22 protein-coding genes are annotated in these 19551 nt (G+C 53.2%); 16 read left to right on the top strand and 6 right to left on the bottom strand.

Annotated features, from left to right (window positions below):
• Positions 1-3 precede the first annotated feature (3 nt).
• Complete coding sequence (locus KNP60_RS07075; protein ID WP_034776518.1) at positions 4-1002, bottom strand: peptidylprolyl isomerase; 999 nt, start codon at positions 1000-1002, stop codon at positions 4-6.
• 151 nt (positions 1003-1153) lie between these two features.
• On the opposite strand from KNP60_RS07075, the gene KNP60_RS07070 reads away from it, so the two are divergent.
• Positions 1154-1492 (top strand): DUF1878 family protein, encoded by a 339-nt coding sequence (locus tag KNP60_RS07070; RefSeq protein ID WP_235420124.1) that lies wholly within the window; start codon positions 1154-1156, stop codon positions 1490-1492.
• Here the strand turns inward: KNP60_RS07070 and KNP60_RS07065 are convergent.
• Complete coding sequence (locus KNP60_RS07065; protein ID WP_021066715.1) at positions 1476-2039, bottom strand: HTH-type transcriptional regulator Hpr; 564 nt, start codon at positions 2037-2039, stop codon at positions 1476-1478. The genes KNP60_RS07070 and KNP60_RS07065 overlap by 17 nt on opposite strands.
• Positions 2040-2099: 60 nt before the next feature.
• Positions 2100-2456 (bottom strand): hypothetical protein, encoded by a 357-nt coding sequence (locus tag KNP60_RS07060; protein ID WP_235420126.1) that lies wholly within the window; start codon positions 2454-2456, stop codon positions 2100-2102.
• 174 nt (positions 2457-2630) lie between these two features.
• Here KNP60_RS07060 and KNP60_RS07055 point away from each other — a divergent pair, with 174 nt between their 5' ends.
• A complete protein-coding gene (locus KNP60_RS07055; RefSeq protein ID WP_232938993.1) occupies positions 2631-2960 on the top strand; it encodes a hypothetical protein in 330 nt (109 codons plus the stop codon).
• A gap of 50 nt (positions 2961-3010) precedes the next feature.
• Here KNP60_RS07055 and KNP60_RS07050 read toward each other — a convergent pair whose 3' ends face one another.
• Complete coding sequence (locus tag KNP60_RS07050) at positions 3011-3439, bottom strand: HIT family protein (protein WP_034776521.1); 429 nt, start codon at positions 3437-3439, stop codon at positions 3011-3013.
• 131 nt (positions 3440-3570) lie between these two features.
• Between KNP60_RS07050 and KNP60_RS07045 the strand changes: the two genes are divergently transcribed.
• Entirely contained in the window at positions 3571-4620 is a 1050-nt protein-coding gene (locus KNP60_RS07045; RefSeq protein WP_214797190.1) for a hypothetical protein, read from the top strand.
• A 46-nt stretch (positions 4621-4666) separates the two neighbouring features.
• Here the strand turns inward: KNP60_RS07045 and KNP60_RS07040 are convergent, their stop codons facing one another.
• Positions 4667-4921 (bottom strand): GlsB/YeaQ/YmgE family stress response membrane protein, encoded by a 255-nt coding sequence (locus KNP60_RS07040; protein ID WP_034776523.1) that lies wholly within the window; start codon positions 4919-4921, stop codon positions 4667-4669.
• 167 nt (positions 4922-5088) lie between these two features.
• Between KNP60_RS07040 and KNP60_RS07035 the strand changes: the two genes are divergently transcribed.
• Together KNP60_RS07035 and KNP60_RS07030 are read left to right on the top strand one after the other, a co-directional pair.
• A complete protein-coding gene (locus KNP60_RS07035; protein ID WP_214712558.1) occupies positions 5089-5826 on the top strand; it encodes an ABC transporter ATP-binding protein in 738 nt (245 codons plus the stop codon).
• Entirely contained in the window at positions 5823-6953 is a 1131-nt protein-coding gene (locus tag KNP60_RS07030) for an ABC transporter permease (RefSeq protein WP_214797189.1), read from the top strand. The genes KNP60_RS07035 and KNP60_RS07030 overlap by 4 nt, the downstream gene beginning before the upstream one ends.
• A gap of 39 nt (positions 6954-6992) precedes the next feature.
• On the opposite strand, the gene KNP60_RS07025 is transcribed toward KNP60_RS07030, so the two are convergent.
• Entirely contained in the window at positions 6993-8291 is a 1299-nt protein-coding gene (locus KNP60_RS07025) for an ammonium transporter (RefSeq protein ID WP_214797188.1), read from the bottom strand.
• Positions 8292-8419: 128 nt separating this feature from the next.
• On the opposite strand from KNP60_RS07025, the gene KNP60_RS07020 reads away from it, so the two are divergent.
• The 11 genes from KNP60_RS07020 to copZ all read left to right on the top strand — a co-directional run bounded on the left by KNP60_RS07020 (position 8420) and on the right by copZ (position 19237).
• A complete protein-coding gene (locus KNP60_RS07020) occupies positions 8420-8725 on the top strand; it encodes a MerR family transcriptional regulator (protein WP_034776533.1) in 306 nt (101 codons plus the stop codon).
• A gap of 116 nt (positions 8726-8841) precedes the next feature.
• Positions 8842-9891: a uroporphyrinogen decarboxylase gene (gene hemE / locus KNP60_RS07015; protein WP_034776536.1), complete on the top strand. Its 1050-nt coding sequence runs from the start codon at positions 8842-8844 to the stop codon at positions 9889-9891.
• Positions 9888-10817, top strand: a complete 930-nt coding sequence (gene hemH / locus KNP60_RS07010; RefSeq protein WP_214797187.1) for a ferrochelatase — start codon at positions 9888-9890, stop codon at positions 10815-10817. Before hemE ends, hemH begins: the two co-directional genes overlap by 4 nt.
• Positions 10810-12195 (top strand): protoporphyrinogen oxidase, encoded by a 1386-nt coding sequence (gene hemG, locus KNP60_RS07005; protein WP_214797186.1) that lies wholly within the window; start codon positions 10810-10812, stop codon positions 12193-12195. The genes hemH and hemG overlap by 8 nt, the downstream gene beginning before the upstream one ends.
• 89 nt (positions 12196-12284) lie before the next feature.
• Positions 12285-13172 (top strand): Cof-type HAD-IIB family hydrolase, encoded by an 888-nt coding sequence (locus KNP60_RS07000; RefSeq protein WP_232939005.1) that lies wholly within the window; start codon positions 12285-12287, stop codon positions 13170-13172.
• Between the two features lie 68 nt (positions 13173-13240).
• Entirely contained in the window at positions 13241-14230 is a 990-nt protein-coding gene (lplA, locus tag KNP60_RS06995) for a lipoate--protein ligase (RefSeq protein ID WP_034776545.1), read from the top strand.
• 157 nt (positions 14231-14387) lie between these two features.
• Positions 14388-14861 carry a PTS sugar transporter subunit IIA gene (locus KNP60_RS06990; RefSeq protein WP_214797185.1) on the top strand — a complete coding sequence of 158 codons (474 nt, stop codon included), beginning with the start codon at positions 14388-14390 and terminating at the stop codon, positions 14859-14861.
• A gap of 103 nt (positions 14862-14964) precedes the next feature.
• A complete protein-coding gene (locus KNP60_RS06985; protein WP_214797184.1) occupies positions 14965-16512 on the top strand; it encodes a fatty acid--CoA ligase family protein in 1548 nt (515 codons plus the stop codon).
• Positions 16513-16607: 95 nt separating this feature from the next.
• Entirely contained in the window at positions 16608-16910 is a 303-nt protein-coding gene (locus KNP60_RS06980; RefSeq protein WP_034776552.1) for a metal-sensitive transcriptional regulator, read from the top strand.
• Between the two features lie 12 nt (positions 16911-16922).
• Positions 16923-19034, top strand: coding sequence for a heavy metal translocating P-type ATPase (locus KNP60_RS06975; RefSeq protein ID WP_034776553.1), 2112 nt, complete (start codon positions 16923-16925; stop codon positions 19032-19034).
• Complete coding sequence (gene copZ / locus KNP60_RS06970; protein WP_029595964.1) at positions 19031-19237, top strand: copper chaperone CopZ; 207 nt, start codon at positions 19031-19033, stop codon at positions 19235-19237. The genes KNP60_RS06975 and copZ overlap by 4 nt, the downstream gene beginning before the upstream one ends.
• Positions 19238-19551 lie beyond the last annotated feature (314 nt).

The following is a 19551-nucleotide window of genomic DNA, read 5'->3' as shown; positions in this document are numbered from 1 at the left end:
TGCTTATTGCTCGGTCGATTCTTCGGCCGGTGCTTCTTCTGTACCTTCTTCTGACGCTTTGATGGCGTCTTTCACAGCGTCGAACTGTGTTGAAGCTTTCGCATCTTTCACGTCGACGTTATATTTCTCGATCAACTCGGCGTAGATCTTGTTCGCGTCGACAGAGGCTGCTTTTTCAGTTGCCAATTCTTCACGGATGCGATCTTTCTCGTCTTCGAGTTTAAGATCTTTTTCTTTACGATCCATGACTTTGATGACGTGGAAACCGAATTGTGATTGGACCGGCTCAGATACTTTGCCGACCACGTCTTCTTGGAACGCGTATTCTTCAAACTCTGGGACCATGGCGCCGGCTGAGAAGTAACCGAGGTCGCCACCTTTTTCACCAGAACCTGTGTCTGTCGATTTCTCTTTCGCGACGTCTGCGAAGTCAGCGCCATCGTTCAATTCTTTGATGATCGCTTGGGCTTCTTCTTCTGTCTCAACGAGGATGTGGCTCGCTTTGACTTCGACGTTCTCTTTCGCGAATTGTGCCTCGATGTCTTCGTCCGTCACTTCGACGAGTTCTGACTTCGCTGCATCGACGAGCATTTGTCCGCGGAGCGCTTCTTTGAACTCGTCCGTGTCAGTCATGCCAGCTTGTTGAATCGCTTGCTCGAACTCTTCTTTCGAGTTGAACTGCTCTTCAGTCTTGCTGAACTCTTCGTCAACTTTGTCTTGTTCGACTTTGTCGCCGTATTCTTTTTCAAGCAACTCGTTCATCGTTTCTTGGAAAGCTAGTTGTGGGACCATACGGTCGTAGCTCATGTCCGCGATCTCGCCGCGTGTCACTTCGCCGCCTTCAAAGGAAACAACTGCTGAGTTGTCCGAAGATCCGCCGTTTGTCGCCGCATATGTGCCGCCGACACCGATGAGAAGTGCAATCGCTGATGCGCCGACGAGGGCGCCTGTTGAAAACTTCTTGTTTTGTTTGTTCGGTTCGTTCGTCATTCCGTTTGACATATATTCCACCCCTAAAAATCTATAAGTTTCTAAATCCGACTATACCACATTTTGTTAATGATAACAGCTGTTCTCTTGCCTGTGTAGTATCATAGCACAGAAACGTGTCGTATAATGATGAAATAGAATGTGAAATGATGGGGTGGAGAACGTGTCGTTAGAAGAGAAAATCAATCAATTATCGTTTCAAATGGAACTGTTGCTCGGGGCGGTCGATTGGTCGGAGCGGCCCTTTGAACATGAGGTGCTCAAGGCGAATCTGACACGGCAAGAAGTCGTCGCGTTTTTCGCGCTGCTTGATGATATCCGAGAACGACAAAACGAGCAAGCGCGCTACGGTCTGTCGTCCGTAGAGCCTTTGCTCGTTCATTTCGTCGGCATGCTTCATCCTCATTTAGAGGCCGAGACGATTCTCGAGGCGTGCGTGCGCCAAGGAATGGCGCTAGACGTCACGGAACCGCTGTATCGGCAGGTCAAGCTTCTTTACTGATCTCGTCGTCCTCAGGGCGACGTCCGGCTTCTTCTGTGATCATCTTCGATGTTTCAGCGAAGATGTCCATGAAGTTGTCGCCATACAAGCGGCGAACGATCGCTGTGATGTCCGTCAAGTCCGGGAATTTCCCGTACAATTCTTGGAGCGGGAGGGAGGCGCGGAAGACGCCGTTCTCTTCCGGATCGAACGCATGAATCGTCTCGAGCAAGAGCGCTTCACCTTCAGGCGTCAATTGGACGTACGTATTTCGTTTGTCCGTCTCCTTTTTCGAGAACGTGAGCAAACCGCGGTCTTCGAGTTTCTTCGAGAAGTTGAACGCCGTCGATACGTGCATGACCCCATATTTGGCGATCTCTGAGATCGAGGCGCCGCCGAGGGCGTGAGCGATCCATAAAATATGGTGTTCGTTAATGTTCAAATCGAACGGCTTGATCCAATTCTGCCAGTCTTTCTCGACCGTCTTCCACAATGCCTTACTAAGTTGAATGATTTTATGACTATAGAGCATGGCCTCAGGGCCAGTGAATTCTTTTTCATGTTCCATGTCGATCCATCCTTTCCGGATACAATGTGACTAAAACGACGGGCGATGACAACAGACCGGTCAGTTGGTCTTTTCCGCTTTCGCTTCGGTCATGTCTGACTGTACGTTCGAAAGCTCGTCTAGGTTTCCTTGGATCCGCTCGATTGAAGGCTGAATGTCTTGTTGATAACGTTCGACTTCGGCTTTCACTTGATCCGTCAATTCTTTCCCTTGCAATTTACCGGCCGCGGCCACTTGCGACGCGTCCTTGGCAACTTTTTGGAATTGTTCTTTCAACGTAGTGATTGTGGACGCCCGGTGTTGATTGGCCGCGGCGTCATTTGCCGTTCCACGGGCGATTTTCTTCACGGTCGCAACCCCTAAAAACGCTACGACGAAGCCAAATGCAACCCACTCTCGACGATTGTGACTCGACAATACATTCCCCTCCTCAAGCACACTGATGCTACAATACATTCTTTTCATATTATTTTACCAAAAAAGAGTGATTAAAAACCTATATCTTAAATAAAATTTTTCAGAACATTCAATTTTGACCGAAAAATCATTTTATTTTAAACTATGGGTAAAGGAAGGTGACCTCCAGTGAACATGCAAAAGCGTTGGGTTGATGACATGCTAGACCTGTATAACGCGGCCAAGCGACTGGGAGATGACCCTTGGGCACAGACAATAATGGAAGCACTCGAGGCGGGATATGAAGCGTCGGAACAGAATGAACAGACGCGTAAACAAACTTTGCTTGAAAAGCGACTCGTTGAAATAGACGCCCGTCTAAATTTGTTAAGAAAAGAATTCGAACAAGCGGAATCTGTCAAATCGCGGCAACAGTTGTACGAGCAAGCGATTAAATTACAAGTCGAACGGGCCCAAATCGAGGAAGAGCGGAAACGTCATCTCGATTCGATCAATTCGTCATAAGGGCACATAAGACAATGGACCGGTCGCTCCAGGAGCGGCGGTCCATTTTTTCATAGCTTCGCTTTGATGCCGGCAGCGATGGCTTGCATGTCTTCAGTGGAGTAATCGTCTTGGTGCGTCTCCCATTTTGCGTCAAATCCATCTGTCTCGCCATAGCGTGGCAACAGATGCATATGGAAATGGTAAACCGTTTGTCCGGCGATTGCTTCGGCGTTCGATAGGATGTTCATGCCGATCGCGCCCGTCTCGCGCTGGATGGCGTTTGCGATAGAAGGCACGGCTTGGAAGACGTCCCGGGCGACATCGGCTGGCAGTTCATAAATGTTTCGGGCGTGATGTTTTGGGATGACGAGCGTATGGCCTTTCGTGACCTGCGAGATATCGAGGAACGCGACGACGGCGTCGTCCTCGTATACCTTATAAGAAGGAATCTCGTTCTGGACGATTTTACAAAAAATACAGTTGGCTTCAGTGTGCATGTGGGTTCCTCCATTCGTAAATGACTATTCCACTTCATCATAACATGGAAATTCAGGCGGAAGAATGATTGTCCGGGAGGATGAATCGTCTTAGACTAGAAACAACAGCAATCAAGAGAGGAAGTAAACGGATGGCGTATGTACGATCGAAAAAAACGGTACGGCGGAGGCGAATCTATTATGTCCTCCTTGCGACAATCGTGCTCGGGCTGATTGCCGGGGCCGTCTATCGCTGGGGATATCAACCGGCGGCAGCCAATGACAAGATTCATGTCCGGTTCAAAGAGGCGCTGTTGAACGAGGACGTCAGCTTCTTCCAGGAGAACGTCGAGTATGAATCAGAACCGCTGACACGAGCCGAGGCGCTCCGCTTCATGGGCTGGTTGAATGAAGAGAAGACGATTCGGGGCGAGGCCATCTCGGAAGTAGCGCAGGACCGCGCCGACCGGGAGCAAGGTATGGAGACGGATGGGTTGTTCCGGCTCGTCGATACGGGGGCAGGACGGTTTGGTTTCTCGGACTATCGGATTGAATTGTTGCCGAAGACGCTCGTTGTGACATCGGACGTACCGTTGACGAACGTGTGGGTGGACGGTGCACAAGTCGGTCGAATTGATGAGGGGGGCGGTGAGGTGGCACTCGAGCGTATGCCGGGTCGTTATGACGTGAAAGCCGTCGCTGTCATCGATGGGTCGACGGTGACCGAGACTGAGGTCGTGACGCTGACAGGAGACGATGACTTGGCGTTTGCCTTGTTGCCGGAACAAGCTGAGACCGTCGCCGGGCAGTTCGATCTTGATCGGGCCGAGTTGATTGAAATCGAAGTCGAAGCTCAGACAGGTCACTCGATTGAGACGATCGAAGGGCTGATGAACAAACGTGAACAAACCGTCCTCGACGAGATTGGTGAACCGATGGAGCGAGGGGACGCCTGGCGCTATGAGGGGATGGAGCTGCGGTTTGTTGACGGGCGCGTCGGACGCATCGACATCGATTTACAGAAGCGGCCGGATGACCTCATTGCGCTTTTAGGTGAACCGAACGAGCGAGTCGAAACGGACCTCGGTGTCGAATGGCGCTACGACCGGACGCTGCTCGAGTCGATTTTCACGTTTTTGCGTTTGGAGAGCGAGAAACGATTCATCGAGCGGGATGAGGCCCTCTATCTCATCCTCACATGACAAAAAACGGGACCCTCGGCGAGGGTCCCGTTTTTCTAGCACTGGATTAGCGCTTTTTGTTCATTGACTTCATAACGAACGATACGATCAAGATCAAGATAATCGCACCGAGAAGTGCTGGGATAATCGCGATGCCGCCAACTGCAGGACCGAAGTCTCCGAAGATGAGGCCACCGAGCCAAGCACCGATGATACCGGCAATGATGTTCCCGATGACGCCACCTGGTACATCCTTACCTAAAATAAGACCTGCTAACCAACCGATAATACCCCCGACGATTAAAGTGATAATCCAACCCATAAAAACATTCTCCTTTCTGTTTTGTCCATTGTTCTTCCTAACAATTTTATGGAACAATGGAAGTAATGAATAAGTTTTAAAATGCCTTACAGTTCAGATTATTCCCATGTGACAGCTTTTAAAACATATATCACAAAAAAAAGTTGAAAATGAGGGGTGGAGTTTTCATGTTGCACGTCGACCAGTTGAACGGCGGTTATATAGGTAAACAAGTGTTACACGATGTTTCGTTTGAAGTGAAAAAAGGTGAGCTCGTCGGGCTCATAGGGCTAAACGGCGCCGGGAAATCGACGACGATCAAACATATTTTAGGATTGCTTGATCCGATTTCGGGATCGGTCGAAGTCGATAGTGAGACACTCGCTTCTTCGGAAAATAACTATCGTAAGAAAATAAGTTATATACCCGAGACCCCTATTTTATACGACACGTTGACGTTGCGTGAACATTTGACGTTAATCGGGAAAGCGTATGACATCGATGCGGCCGACCTGAAAATCCGGACCGAAAGATTGGCCCGAGATATGCGGATGGAGAAGCAATTGGACTGGTTTCCGTCCGTTTTTTCAAAAGGGATGCGGCAAAAAGCGATGATCCTCTGTGCACTCGTGACAAAGACGCCGCTCCTCATCGTCGATGAACCGTTCGTCGGGCTCGACCCGCTCGCGATCCGCCAACTGCTGCGATTGTTTGATGAGTATAAGGAAGATTGCGCCATCTTGATGTCGACCCACATCTTGGAGACGGCGGAACGTCACTGCGACCGCTTCGTTTTCTTGCACCAGGGGTCGGTCATCGCGACCGGTACGGCGGCGCAGTTGCGCGAGACATATGGTCTTCGTCCGGACGCCACGCTCGATGACATTTATGTCGAGGCGATTGATGCCGAGGAGCGGAAGCAATGAACGTGTTCAAACAACGATTTGGCGTCTGGGTGGAGGACGTCGTGAAATACAGCCGGTACGTGGCGAACGGCGGTTTGTTGTTCACACTTTATTTCACGCTCATTTACGGAGCGTTCGTTTACAACCAGTTCTTGACGGACTTGGACCCGGCATTCCCGAGTGAATGGATTGTGGCGCTCCTCTGGTTGCTTCTGCCGCTCGGGCATCGCCCCCGCACATTGATTCAAGAAGCGGACCAAGTCTTCTTATTGCCGCGACTCGGTGAGATGCAAACGTTCATGAACGGCGTTCGACTATTCAACGTCGTCTTCGCTGCCGTCCGTGCCGTCCTCATCATGCTCGTCGTGTTGCCGTTGCTCGTCCGGACGCAAGCGCTCACCTCGGTCGAAGTCGGGGCCATCATCGCGACGAGTGTCCTGATCTCGGTGGCGGGGCGGCTCGCCAAGTTGGAGGGGGTCAAATATGTCGTCTTGCCGAGCGCGCTCGCGAGCGGCTTTCTCATCCTGTTTGGTGTGCCGATGTTGACACCGGTGCCGGCGCTCATCCCATTCATCTTGCTCCACGTGCGACGAAATCGACGCATCCCGCTGTTCGATTGGCTCTTGCTTGAAGAGAAGAGCAAAGCCCAGTTCAACCGGGTCGTCAGTTGGTTCGTCGATGTCCCGGCGATGCGGGAAGATGTGCGGGAACGACCGCTCATCGTGAACCTGCTCGAGCACTCGGTCTTGAAACGGGCCGATGCGGCACGGTACGTCTATGGCCTCCGGGTCATGCGCTCGAACGATTCGCTCGATCTCGTGTTGCGTCTTTCCGCCGTCGCGCTCGTCGTCATGTGGCTCTCGGGCGGGTGGTACGTTGGGTTGGTCGTCCCGCTTTTCGTCGGGTTGACTGCCTTGCAACTCGTCCCGTTGTTTAAACGACTCGACACGGTGTCGATGGCGTCGTGGTTGCCGATCACACGTGCCGAGCGGCTCGTCGCCTATAAATGGTGGGCGACACGGCTGTTGTTCGCGCAAATGCTCGCCCTTGGCGCGGCTTCGCTCATGTTCGGGGCGACGTGGGATACACTCGTCGGTCTCGTGCTCGCATATATGGTCGTCCGGTACTATTTGAGCCGACTGACATGAAACAGGGACACCCGCTTTGGGTGTCCCTGACTGTTGTCGTTATTTCTTCGGTGACATGACCGATACACTTGACCCGAGAATTTTCGGGAGGCGTGCTGGTGTCTCTGCTTCTGGCTCGACTTCGCCATATGCCGATACACCGTGTTCAGCGATATCGAGGCCGATATCTTCTTGTTCTTCCGTGACGCGAAGACCGATTGTGACGTCGAGCAATTTCAAGAAGGCGTAGCTACCGCCACCAGCGATGACCATTGCAATCAAGACGCCGAGTGCTTGAACACCGAGTTGACCCAAGCCGCCGCCGTAGAAGAGGCCGGCCGAACCGATGCCCGTGATCTCGACCAAACGAGGCGATGCGAAGAATCCGAGTGCGAGCGTCCCGATGATTCCGGCGACCCCGTGTACCGAGAAAGCACAGAGCGGGTCATCGACATATTTTGCCATGAGGATGCTCGTGCCGTATGTGGCGATCGAAGCGACGGCACCGATGACGACGGCGGCCCATGGTTCGACGAAGGCACAGGCAGCAGTGATCGCGACGAGCGCCCCGAGCACACCGTTGACGATCGTCGGGATGTCCGCTGTCTTCTTATGCATCATGACGATGGCGAGGGCGCCGAGGGCACCGGCAGCCGTGGCGAGCATCGTCGTAAGAGCGACGTAACCGAAGAATCCATCTGCGACCGACATCGTCGACCCGGCATTGAATCCGAACCAGCAGAGCCAGAGCACGAGTCCACCGACGACCGTCAAGACGTGGTTGTGACCGGCGAGTGATTCGGTTTTACGACGTGGTTTCAAGATGATGGTGGCCATGAGGGCGGCCATTCCGCCTTGAAGGTGGACGACGGCCGAACCGGCGAAGTCTTGCATCCCCATCGAGCCGAGGAGTCCACCGGCCCATACGGAGCGGGCGACGATCGGATAGAGGATGGCGACGAAGAAGATACCGAACAAGACGTACGCGGAAAGTTTGGCCCGCTCCGCGAAACCGCCCCAAGCGATGGCGAGTGCGACAGCGACGAACGACAACTGGAACAAGAATTTGATGTCGATCGAGACGTTGGCCCAATCAAGGCTCGTGAACGATCCGTTCATGAAGAATCCTTCCGTCCCGAACCAGCGGGTCCCATCCCCGAAGGAGAGGCCGAAGCCGACAGCCCAAAAGGCGAGTGCCGCCACAGAGAGGCTGATGATTTGTTTGACTGCGACGTGCCCGGCGTTTTTAGCCCGGAGCGTCCCCGTCTCGAGCAAGCCAAAACCAAGTTGCATCGTTAAGACGAGCAGTGCAGCGATGAGTACGAACAGCGTGTCCATATAATATAAGATGTCTTCCATGTTGCGATTCCTCCTTTTTGCGATTGATGATTCAAAAGTTGTTTTCAGTGTAAGACGAAAAATTCGACTTGGATTGCAATTTGTCAGATTATCTGACATAGTTTTTTTATGAAGGAGGAGGACGAGCGATGGACTATAAGTCGAAGAAAGTAATCGGGATGGGCGTCATCACTGAGCTGACAGGACTTTCGGAGCGACAAGTCCGTTATTATGAAGCGAAAGGGCTCGTCTTTCCGGATCGGACAAAAGGTGGGTCACGTAAATATTCCTTCCATGACGTCGAGCGATTGGTCGATGTAGCGTCGAAACTTGAGGATGGCTGGCGAATTCAAGACATCAAAGAGCGTGAGAAGCGTCTGTCGTCGAAACAGCGTGACGATTTGATTCGAGGTCAGCTCAATTCAGCCTTCCGCACGTATCCGACAAAGAAATGACACAAAGAAAACACAATGAAAATGCTTCACATTAGCATTATTCTAATTAATTTCTGTATAATGTTTTTGAGTTCACATACCTATAGAAGAAGAGTGTAGGAGAATTATAGAGGGGAATGACGCGACGTATGAACGATACTATTTTGAAGGCGTTTCGAGGAGAGGCGACAGACTATGTGCCCGTCTGGTACATGCGCCAAGCCGGACGCTACCAACCAGAATATCGTGAGATCAAAAAAACGAGGACACTATTCGAGATCACGCATGATGCCGAGCTGTGTGCCTACGTGACAGAGCTCCCGGTGAAACAACTTGGAGTCGACGCGGCCATTCTGTATAAAGACATCATGACGCCACTCCCGTCGATGGGCGTCGATGTGGAAATCAAGAGCGGCATCGGTCCGGTCATTGATAACCCATACCGGACGATGGAAGATGTGGAGCGTTTGAAACCGCTCAATCCGGAAGACATCTCGTACGTGTTCGAGACGATCCGTTTGCTTCGGGAACGTTTGGAAGTCCCGCTCATCGGATTCTCGGGCGCACCGTTCACGCTCGCGAGCTACATGATTGAAGGTGGTCCTTCGAAGAGCTACCACCGAACGAAAGCACTCATGTACGCCGAGCCGGACGTGTGGAACGCGCTCATGGAGAAACTGGGCGACATGGTCATCACATATGCGACGGCACAAGCAGAAGCCGGGATCCAGGCGTTCCAATTGTTCGACTCATGGGTCGGGACGCTCAGCCGTAAGGATTATGTCCGTTATATCAAACCGACGACAGAACGAATCTTCACCGAGTTGCGCAAGCTCGACATCCCGCTCATCATGCACGGTGTCGGAGCGAGCCATCTCGTCGAAGAGTGGCAAGACCAGCCGCTCGACGTCGTCGGACTCGACTGGCGCCTATCGATTCAAGAAGCGCGCGACCGAGGCATCACGAAAGCGGTCCAAGGTAACCTTGACCCGTCATTCTTGCTGGCCCCGTGGCCGGTCATCGAAGCGAAAGTGAAAGAAATCCTCGACGAGGGGATGAAACAACCTGGATACGTCTTCAACTTGGGACATGGGGTGTTCCCGGAAGTCGATCCGTCCGTTCTCGTCAAATTGACAGCATTTATCCATGACTACTCACGTGAAAAAATGGGAGGCAAATCATTATGAAAACCGTCGGATTACTCGTAATGGCTTATGGGACACCATACAAACCTGAAGATATCGAGCGTTACTACACACACATCCGCTATGGCCGTAAACCATCACCGGAAGCACTCCAAGACTTGACGGAGCGCTATGAGGCCATCGGAGGCGTGTCACCGCTCGCGAAGATTACCATCGACCAAGCGGAGACGCTCCGTGACATCTTGAACGAGCGCCACGCCGGTGAGATCGACTTCAAGCTCTACATCGGGCTCAAGCACATCGAACCGTTCGTAGAAGATGCGGTCGCGCAAATGGCGAACGACGGTATCAAAGAAGCGGTGTCGGTCGTATTGGCTCCGCACTACTCGTCATACAGCGTCAAGTCGTACAACGGGCGGGCGCATGAAGAAGCCGCGAAATACGGCATCGAGATTCGTTCGGTCGAATCGTGGTACGATGAGCCGAAATTCATCAACTGGTGGTCGGAAGCAATCAAGGCGACGTTTGCGAACTTGCCGGTGCCGGCCGAGAAGGCATGCTTGATCGTCTCGGCACACAGTCTCCCAGAGAAGATTTTGGCAGGCGGCGACCCGTATCCGGATCAATTGAAAGAGACGGCGGATAAAATCGCCCAAGCGGCGGGCGTACCGAACTATGAGGTCGGTTGGCAGTCAGAGGGCAACACGCCTGACCCGTGGATCGGACCGGACGTCCAAGATTTGACGGCTGAACTTTATGAAAAGCATGGTTATGAGGCGTTCGTCTATACGCCGGTCGGATTCGTCGCGGATCATCTCGAGGTGCTCTTCGATAACGACGTGGAATGTAAAGTCGTTTGTGACCGCCTAGGCGTCCACTATGCACGTCCAAACATGCCAAACGCGGAGCGTAGCTTCATTGAAGCCATCGCCGATCGAATGGAAAGCGTGATTGTACATCATGCGTAATGTAACGATTGTCGGTGGTGGGATCACAGGTCTCACCGCCGCTTTTTATGCCGAGCGTTATTTGCCGGAAGACGTCACCATCAAGCTCGTCGAAGCGAGCGGCCGTTTAGGTGGAAAAATCGATACGTTCGAGACCGGGGAATTTGCGGTCGAACGAGGGCCGGATTCGTATGTGTTCCGGAAAACGGCGATGACCGACTTGATTCATGAGGTCGGGCTCGGCGATGAGATCGTCCGGAACGGCGTCGGCCAAGCGTACGTGCTCCATCATGACGGATTACATCCGATTCCGAAGCAGACGGTCATGGGCATTCCGCTCGACGTCGATGCGTTCAAGGATACGACACTCTTGTCCGAGGAAGAACACGCCACGCTTCGGAAGATGCTGTTGTCGCCCCCGGACGTCGAAGCGCCGAAGACGGACGTCTCGCTCGGGCTTTATTTACGCGAGCGCGTCGGGGACCCGATCGTCGACCGGTTGATCGAGCCGCTTCTTTCCGGGATTTATGCGGGAGATATCGATCAGATGAGTGCGTTGTCGACGTTCCCGCAATTTATCGAAGGCGAGAAGAAATACGGCAACTTGTATGAGGGAATGCGTCACCTTCGTCCCGAGCAGCGGGTCGCTGAAGTCGGGGCGAAGAAAGTCGGACAGTTCGCTTCACTCAAACGAGGGTTGAAGTCGCTTACCGACCGTCTAGCCGAACGGCTAGAGCGGACCGAGGTCGTGTTGAACTGTTCGGTCGAACAAGTTGAGGAGATTGAGGGCGGCTATCGACTATTGACGAACCGTGGCGATATCGAGTCCGATCATCTCATCTTGACGGTCCCGCCCCGGCTCATCCGTCAGTTCTTGCCGAAAGTCGACAGCGATTTCCTCGCGGACATGAAGCCGCACGCGACGGCGACGTGCTCGCTCGTGTTTAAACAAGACGATATCGAGCTGCCGTTCGTCGGGACAGGTTTCGTCACGAGCCAGGAGGCGGACGTGACGATCACCGCGTGCACGTTCATCGACCAAAAATGGCCGCACGCCGTGCCGGAAGGGTATCACGTGCTACGAGTCTTTCTCGGACGACCGGGCGCCGATGACATCGTCGATGCGTCTGATGACGAGATTGTGACGACCGCACTTCGGGACCTTGGCGGCTTGATGACGATTAAAGCAGCCCCGCTCGAGACGGTCGTCAGCCGGCTCCGGGACGGGCTGCCGCCATACGCCGTCTTCCATTCCGACCGGGTCCGCGCGCTACGCGCCGAGATGGGCCGCGTCTATCCGGGCATCCTGCTCGCGGGCATCGCCTACGACGGGATCGGCATGCCGGACTGCATCAAGAGCGTCCATGAACAGATCAAAGCGCTCGCGGAAGAACGTTAAAGATTTATGAAGGGAGGTGTCGGATTATTCCGATGGCCTCTCTTTTTGTTATAGTTATAAGCGAAACAGAAAAAGAGGAGTGGATGTTGATGACAACGTACAAATTGTTCGTATCCGATATGGATGGCACGATCCTGCACAACCACACGAAAATCGCGCCCGAGACGGCAGAAATCGTTCGCGCGGCAGAAGAACAAGGGATTCGCTTTGCGATTGCGACGGGACGCAATTACTTCAACGCGAAAGAAATCCTCGATGAGGTCGGCCTCACGTGCCCGATCGTCTCATCAAACGGCGGACGAGTGTTGACAGAAACCGGCGACGTGCTACATGAAATCGATTTGACGACGGAAGAAGCGCTCGAGGTCGTATCGGTGTTGCATCAAGACCATAAATATTCGGACGTCTTCTATGAAATGTATTCGGAGGCGGGACTCGTCGCGAGCCGACTCGACTTGATCGATGCGACGATGGAAAACTTGAAACAGAACGGGGACGAGCGGTCGCTCGAGATGTATGAGTTCTTCCGCAAACGTTATTATGTCAACGAAGATGTCCGTCTCGTCGAGGATATCGAAGACTTCATTAAGAACGAGGCCGGACGCGTCTATAAATTCATCGCTTTCTCGAGCCACTTTGAGAAAATGTCATCGCTGTGGACGGAAATCGATGAGCGCGTCGAAGGCGTTTACGTTACGTCTTCAGGCAACGATAACATCGAGGTCATGGCGAACGGGGCCGACAAAGGGCACGGCATCAAAAAACTGGCCGAGCATTTCGGTGTCGATTTGTCAGAAGTCGTCGTCATCGGCGACAACTTGAACGACATTCCGATGTTTGAGGTCGCCGGCAAAGCAATCGCGATGGGCAATAGTCATGAAGACTTGATCGCCATCAGCCATCACGTCACCGAGCGTCACGACGAATATGGTGTCGCGAACGCATTGAAACGCGTCATGACAGGGGAATGGAAGTAAACGAGTTGTAGCGCCGGGCCGACGTCTCGTATAATACAACTAACGAACATCCTTAGGAGGAACTTACTGTGAAATTTATTTTCAACCCGGACATCCGGGACCCAAAACTCAACTTGGCGGTCGAGGAGTACATCCTCAAACATTTGAACGTCGAGCATGAGGACTATTTCTTGTTCTATATTAACGGCCCGTCGATCATCATCGGTAAGAACCAAAACACGTCAGAAGAAGTCAACTTGAAGTATATCGAAGAGAACGGAATCGACGTCGTCCGTCGCCTCTCGGGCGGCGGGGCCGTCTATCACGACGAAGGGAACTTGAACTTCAGCTTCATCACAAAAGATGACGGCAACTCGTTCAATAACTATAAGAAGTTCACGCAACCGATCGTGGATGCCTTGAAACAGCTCGGCGTCGAGGCGGAGTTGACGGGACGTAACGATATCCAAGTCGGCGAACGCAAAATCAGCGGTAACGCCCAGTTCACGACGCGCGGCCGCATGTTCAGCCACGGGACGCTCATGTTCAACTCGAACATCGAGGAAGTCGTCAACTCGCTCAACGTCTCAGAAGAGAAGATGCGCTCGAAAGGAATCAAGTCGGTCCGGAGCCGTGTCGCCAACATCACCGAGTTTTTAGAAGAAGAGATGGCGATGGAGCACTTCGTCGAGGCACTCCTTCACTCAATCTATGACGGACAAGAACCCGAGCGTTACGTGCTTCGCGATGAGGACTGGGAGATCGTTCAGGACATCTCGAAAGAACGCTACGCGAACTGGGATTGGAACTTTGGGAAATCGCCGAAGTTTGATGTCGAGTCGAAACGTCGTTTCCCGATCGGCACGATTGATGTCCGCTTGAACGTCAACAAAGGGACGATCACGGAAGCAAAAATCTACGGCGACTTCTTCGGCGTCGGTGATATCCATGATGTCGAACAAGTACTCGTCGGGACGCGATTCGAACGCGGCGCGATTCGGGAACAATTGTCACAGCTTGACGTCAAACATTACTTTGGCAACGTCGAGCTCGAAGAACTCGTCGATCTCATTAGCTGAAGCGGGTTTGAGGGAAGAAGGGGCTCTGAACAGGGTCCCTTCTTTTTGGCGTTTTCGTGACATCTTGTGTGGACCGTTGCGCGTCGTTTCGACGAGGCGTATCATAATCAATGCAAGCGCTTTCGTAAATTGGGTTCAACCAATAGGAGGAAACAATATGTACCGATTTATCACAGAGTGGATGGACGCGAATTGGATGTGGGTGACGGAGCAATCGACGTTTGACCTCGCTGTCCGCGCGATCGGTCTTGAGTTAGAAGGAAGAGGGATTGTCGATGAGTCATTCGCGCGCGTCGTCATCGAACAAGAGCGGACGATCCCGTCTGGCGTGACAGATGTCGCCGTACCGGTCGCTGTCGTCGATGTACCGCTCCACGTTTCGAAACAAGATGGAATCACGTTGTTACATCTTAATCACCCGTTTGCGATGCAGACGATTGCTGCTGAAACCATTCGGGCCGAGGCGATTTTCTTCATCACGGCAACGACCGAAGCGAAGAAGTCGGCGCTCCACAAATTGATGGACGATTTGCTCATGGATGACGAGACATTGCAGGCGCTCGTCCACGTACAGAGCCGGACCGGTTTGTATCATTTGAAGACGATGGACTTGAAAGCGTTTTCTTATTGAGCCGTTTCATGTACAATGAAGATAACTGAAAAAGAGCGCGGATGCCGTGCTCTTTTTTACGGCTCAAAAGTGAATAGTCATTCATTTTCAAAAGGGGATTACCATGGCAAACTTAGTCACGGCACTACAGGGCGTTGTGGCCGCGCATCCGAATAAGGCGGCCTACGTGTTTGGGGAAGACACGGTCAGCTACGGACAGTTTTTCGGCCAGGTCGAGGCGATGGCGGCGACACTTGAGCAAAAAGGGATCGGACAAGGCGACCACGTCGCACTCGTCCTCGGCAATAGCCCGGCATTCTTGATTTCCTATTTTGCGGTGCTCGCACGAGGTGGGGTCGTCATTCCGATCAACCCTACATACACGCCAGATGAGATGGCCTATATTTTAGTCGATGGGGATGTGAAGGCAATCGTCGCCTTGTCACCGCTCGTCGCGCAAGCAGAAGCCGCGCTCACGAAGTTACCGCAACTCCGCCTCGTCATCTCGGTCCCGTACGCGGACGTACCGGCGTTGAAACGGGACGGCGACATCGAGTTCTTGCCGTTCGAGGAGGCGTTCGCGACGACGAAAGGGGAACTCGTCACGGTCGATGAGGAAGACGTCGCCGTCATCCTCTATACGAGCGGGACGACCGGGAAACCGAAGGGAGCGTTGTTGACGCATCTCAACTTGTTCTCGAACGCCCATTCGATCGGCGAATATTTGGAGATCACGCCGGAAGATAAAGCGCTCGCGGCGCTGCCGATGTTCCACGTCTTCTGTCTGACCGTCATCGTCAATGCCCCACTCCTTCGCGGGGCGACGATTGTCATCTTGCCGAAATTCTCGCCGCAAGACGTGTTCGACCTCATCCCGAGACACCGCGTCAGCATTTTCGCCGGGGTGCCGACGATGTACAACTTCTTGTTACAGACGGCGATGAAAGTCCCGGCCTACGCCTCGGCACTCAAGCATGTCCGCGTCTTCGTATCCGGTGGAGCGAGTCTGCCGGTACAGTTGCTCGAATCGTTCGAGCAAAAGTTCGAGTGTAAGATCCTTGAAGGGTATGGCCTCTCGGAAGCGTCACCGGTCACCTGTTTCAACCCGCTCCATGGGGAGCGGAAGGCAGGTTCGATTGGTCCGTCGATCGTCCACGTCGAGAACAAAGTCGTCGACGAGCTCGGGGAAGAGGTCGGGATCGACGAGGTCGGTGAACTGATCGTCCGTGGGCCGAACGTGATGAAAGGGTATTACAAACTCCCAGAAGAGACATCGATGACACTTCGCGACGGGTGGCTCTATACAGGCGACTTGGCGAAACGTGACAAGGACGGTTACTTTTATATCGTCGATCGGAAGAAGGATATGGTCATCGTCGGTGGCTATAACGTCTATCCGCGCGAAGTCGAAGAAGTGTTGTATCAGCATCCGGGGATTGTCGAGGCGGCCGTCATCGGGGTGCCAGACGCAGAACAAGGGGAAGCGGTCAAAGCGTTCATCGTCACTCGTGACGAGCATGTGACGCTCGACGAGATTCGGTCGTTCGCGGCGACGAAACTGGCGAAGTATAAACAGCCGACACAGATTGAAATCATTGATGAACTGCCTCGGAACACGACCGGAAAAATTTTACGGACCGTCTTGAAGAGCGAGGCGTTCCAACGCAATTGATTAGGGGGAAGAGCGACAAATCAGTCGCTCTTTTTTTGATTAAATGATTTGACACCATTACGGGGTAGGGGTATATTGAAGGTGAGGTGATAACCATGGAAGAATTCATGCATGACGAACCGATCGTTCCGCGCGAAGACGCGGAGCGTGAAGCGCTCAGCAAACGGCTGCGCCGGATTGAAGGACAAGTACGAGGGATTCAAAAGATGGTCGAGAGCGACCGTTATTGTGTCGATATTTTGACTCAGACGTCAGCCATTCAAGCTGCGCTCAAACAAGTTGAGATGCAACTGCTCGAACGTCACATGCGCAAATGTCTAGTCCATGCAAGCGAAACGGAAGACATGGACCCATACATTGACGAATTGATGACAATCGTCAGCCGCATCAAAAAGTAAGGAGGTGGACCGATGAAAACCGTCGAACTGTCGATTCAAGGGATGACATGCGCCGCATGTTCGGCCCGAATCGAAAAAGTGTTGAATAAAATGGACGGCGTCGAAGCGACCGTTAACTTGCCGCTTGAAACGGCGACGATTCGCGTCGAGGAAGGTATCACTGAAGAAGAGTTGATCGCCCGAATCGAGAAGATTGGCTACGGCGCAGAACGGAAAGCGGAATTGACCCCGAAACACGACCTCCGCCCGCTCGAACGAAAAGTGCTCATCTCGGCGCTATTGTCAGCACCGCTTCTGCTCGTCATGATTACGCACATCCCGGGTGTGACGTTCCATGCCGATTGGCTCATGAATCCGTGGTGGCAATTCGCGCTCGCCACACCGGTCCAGTTCTGGATCGGGGCCCAGTTTTATAAAGGGGCGTATAAGAGCCTGAAGAGCGGCGCGGCCAACATGGATGTGCTCGTGGCGACAGGGACATCAGCGGCTTACTTTTATTCCGTCTTCGAGATGCTCGTGCATCCGATGCATCCGTCGCTCTATTTTGAGACGAGTGCCGTTTTGATTACGCTCGTATTGCTCGGGAAATGGTTAGAGGCCCGAGCGAAAGAAAAAACGACGGACGCGCTCAAGTCACTTTTATCGTTACAGGCGAAAGAAGCGATTTTACTTGTTGACGGTGTGGAACGGCCAGTCGCGATCGACTTGGTCAAAGCCGGTGACGTCATCGTCGTCCGCCCTGGCGAAAAAGTGCCGGTCGATGGAAAAATCGTCGAAGGTGAGACGGTCATCGATGAGTCGATGTTGACCGGGGAGTCAATCCCATCTGAGAAAAGTGTCGGCGCCGATGTTGTCGGCGGAACGATTAACCGCTCGCACCGGGTCTTGATGGTCGCCGAACGTGTTGGCAGCGAGACGATGCTCGCTCAAATTGTTCGTGTTGTTGAACAGGCGCAGACGGACAAAGCCCCGATTCAACGGCAAGCGGACCGGATTTCCGGTGTGTTCGTTCCAATCGTCGTCGCCATCAGCGCCTTGACGTTCGCCGTCTGGACGCTTGGCTTCAATGATTTGGACATGGCGATCCGGGCCTCGATCGCCGTTCTTGTTATCGCTTGTCCGTGTGCGCTCGGTCTCGCGACACCGACATCGATCATGGTCGGGACGGGCCGTGCCGCCGAACGTGGTGTCTTGTTCAAAGGTGGCGGTCAGCTCGAATCGTTGAATGGTGTCGATATCGTCGTCTTCGATAAGACGGGGACGCTCACGAAAGGTACGCCGGAAGTCGTGGCGACGTTCGGAGAGACGTCGTTCTTGAAACAAGCCGTCATGGCCGAACGTCAGTCGACGCACCCGCTCGCCGAGGCAATCGGTCGGGGCGAAGGGGACGGTCAGGTCGAACGCGTTGAAGAGTTGGCCGGTCGAGGATTGAAAGCGGTCGTAGATGGGAAACCTCTTCTTATCGGCTCGGTCCGCATGATGCAAGAAGCCGGATTTGCATTACCGGAGTGGGACATGCAGGCGATGACGCCGGTCTATGTGGCCGACGAGTCTGGGGTCGTTGCGGCGTTCGGTCTGCAAGATCGGTTGAAAGACCAAAGCCGTGCCGTCGTCCAACAACTTGCCAAGACGAGACAAGTCTACGTCTTGACCGGTGATCGGAAAGAAGTCGCATTCGACGTCGCCCGTCAACTCGGGATTCCGGAAACGAATGTCATCGCCGAGGTATTGCCCGTCGAGAAGGCGGATCATGTCGAGGCGCTGAAACGCCAGGGCCGTGTGGCCATGGTCGGGGACGGGATGAATGACGCGCCGGCGCTTGCTGTCGCTGACGTCGGCATCGCCTTCGGAAGCGGGACGGATATCGCCCTTGAGGCGGCCGATGTCACCGTGATGGGGCAAGATATCGATGGGGTGAACCGTGCCATCGAGATGAGTGCATTGACGATGCGTAACATTCGTCAAAATTTGTTCTGGGCGCTTGCCTATAACAGTCTCGGTATCCCGGTCGCAGCGGCCGGTTTGCTTGCCCCATGGATTGCCGGGGCGGCCATGGCGTTCAGTTCGGTCTCGGTCGTCTTGAACGCGTTACGATTGAAAACACAAGGAGGAACATCCAAATGAATGAAACGACATTAAAAGTAGAAGGTATGACATGTAATCACTGCAAGGCGGCGGTCGAAGGCGCCTTGACAGAACTTGAAGGCGTCGAGTCAGCGATCGTCTCGTTACAGGACCATCGGGTCGATGTCATCCACAACGATAAAATTTCAGTGAAAACGATGATCGAAGCCATCGAAGAACAGGGTTACGACGTCAACGCATAATCGAGAGCTCCCGCCTACCATGGCGGGAGTTTTTTTGTCATGTTCATGCTAAGAAAAGTATGCTATATTATAGGTGATAATGAGAATCGCTATCAGTAGGAAGGTGGAACATGATGGAACTCATGATGATCAGCGGTGTACTGGCCCTCCTTAGTGGCGGCACGGTATTCCTCGCACAACAGATGCGCACTCGGCCGACGCGGTAAGGAAGGGGGAACCCTTCTTTTTTTGTGGGCTTGTTTGCGTGTCGTGAACACATTGAGCGCGGAGGAAACGGCTGCATTCCCATCATTCATCCACAATTGTTTGATATG

It is taken from the genome of Exiguobacterium sp. s5 (genome assembly GCF_018618075.1).
Taxonomy (GTDB): domain Bacteria; phylum Bacillota; class Bacilli; order Exiguobacteriales; family Exiguobacteriaceae; genus Exiguobacterium; species Exiguobacterium mexicanum_A.
This window is presented reverse-complemented; position numbering and strand designations above follow the sequence as displayed.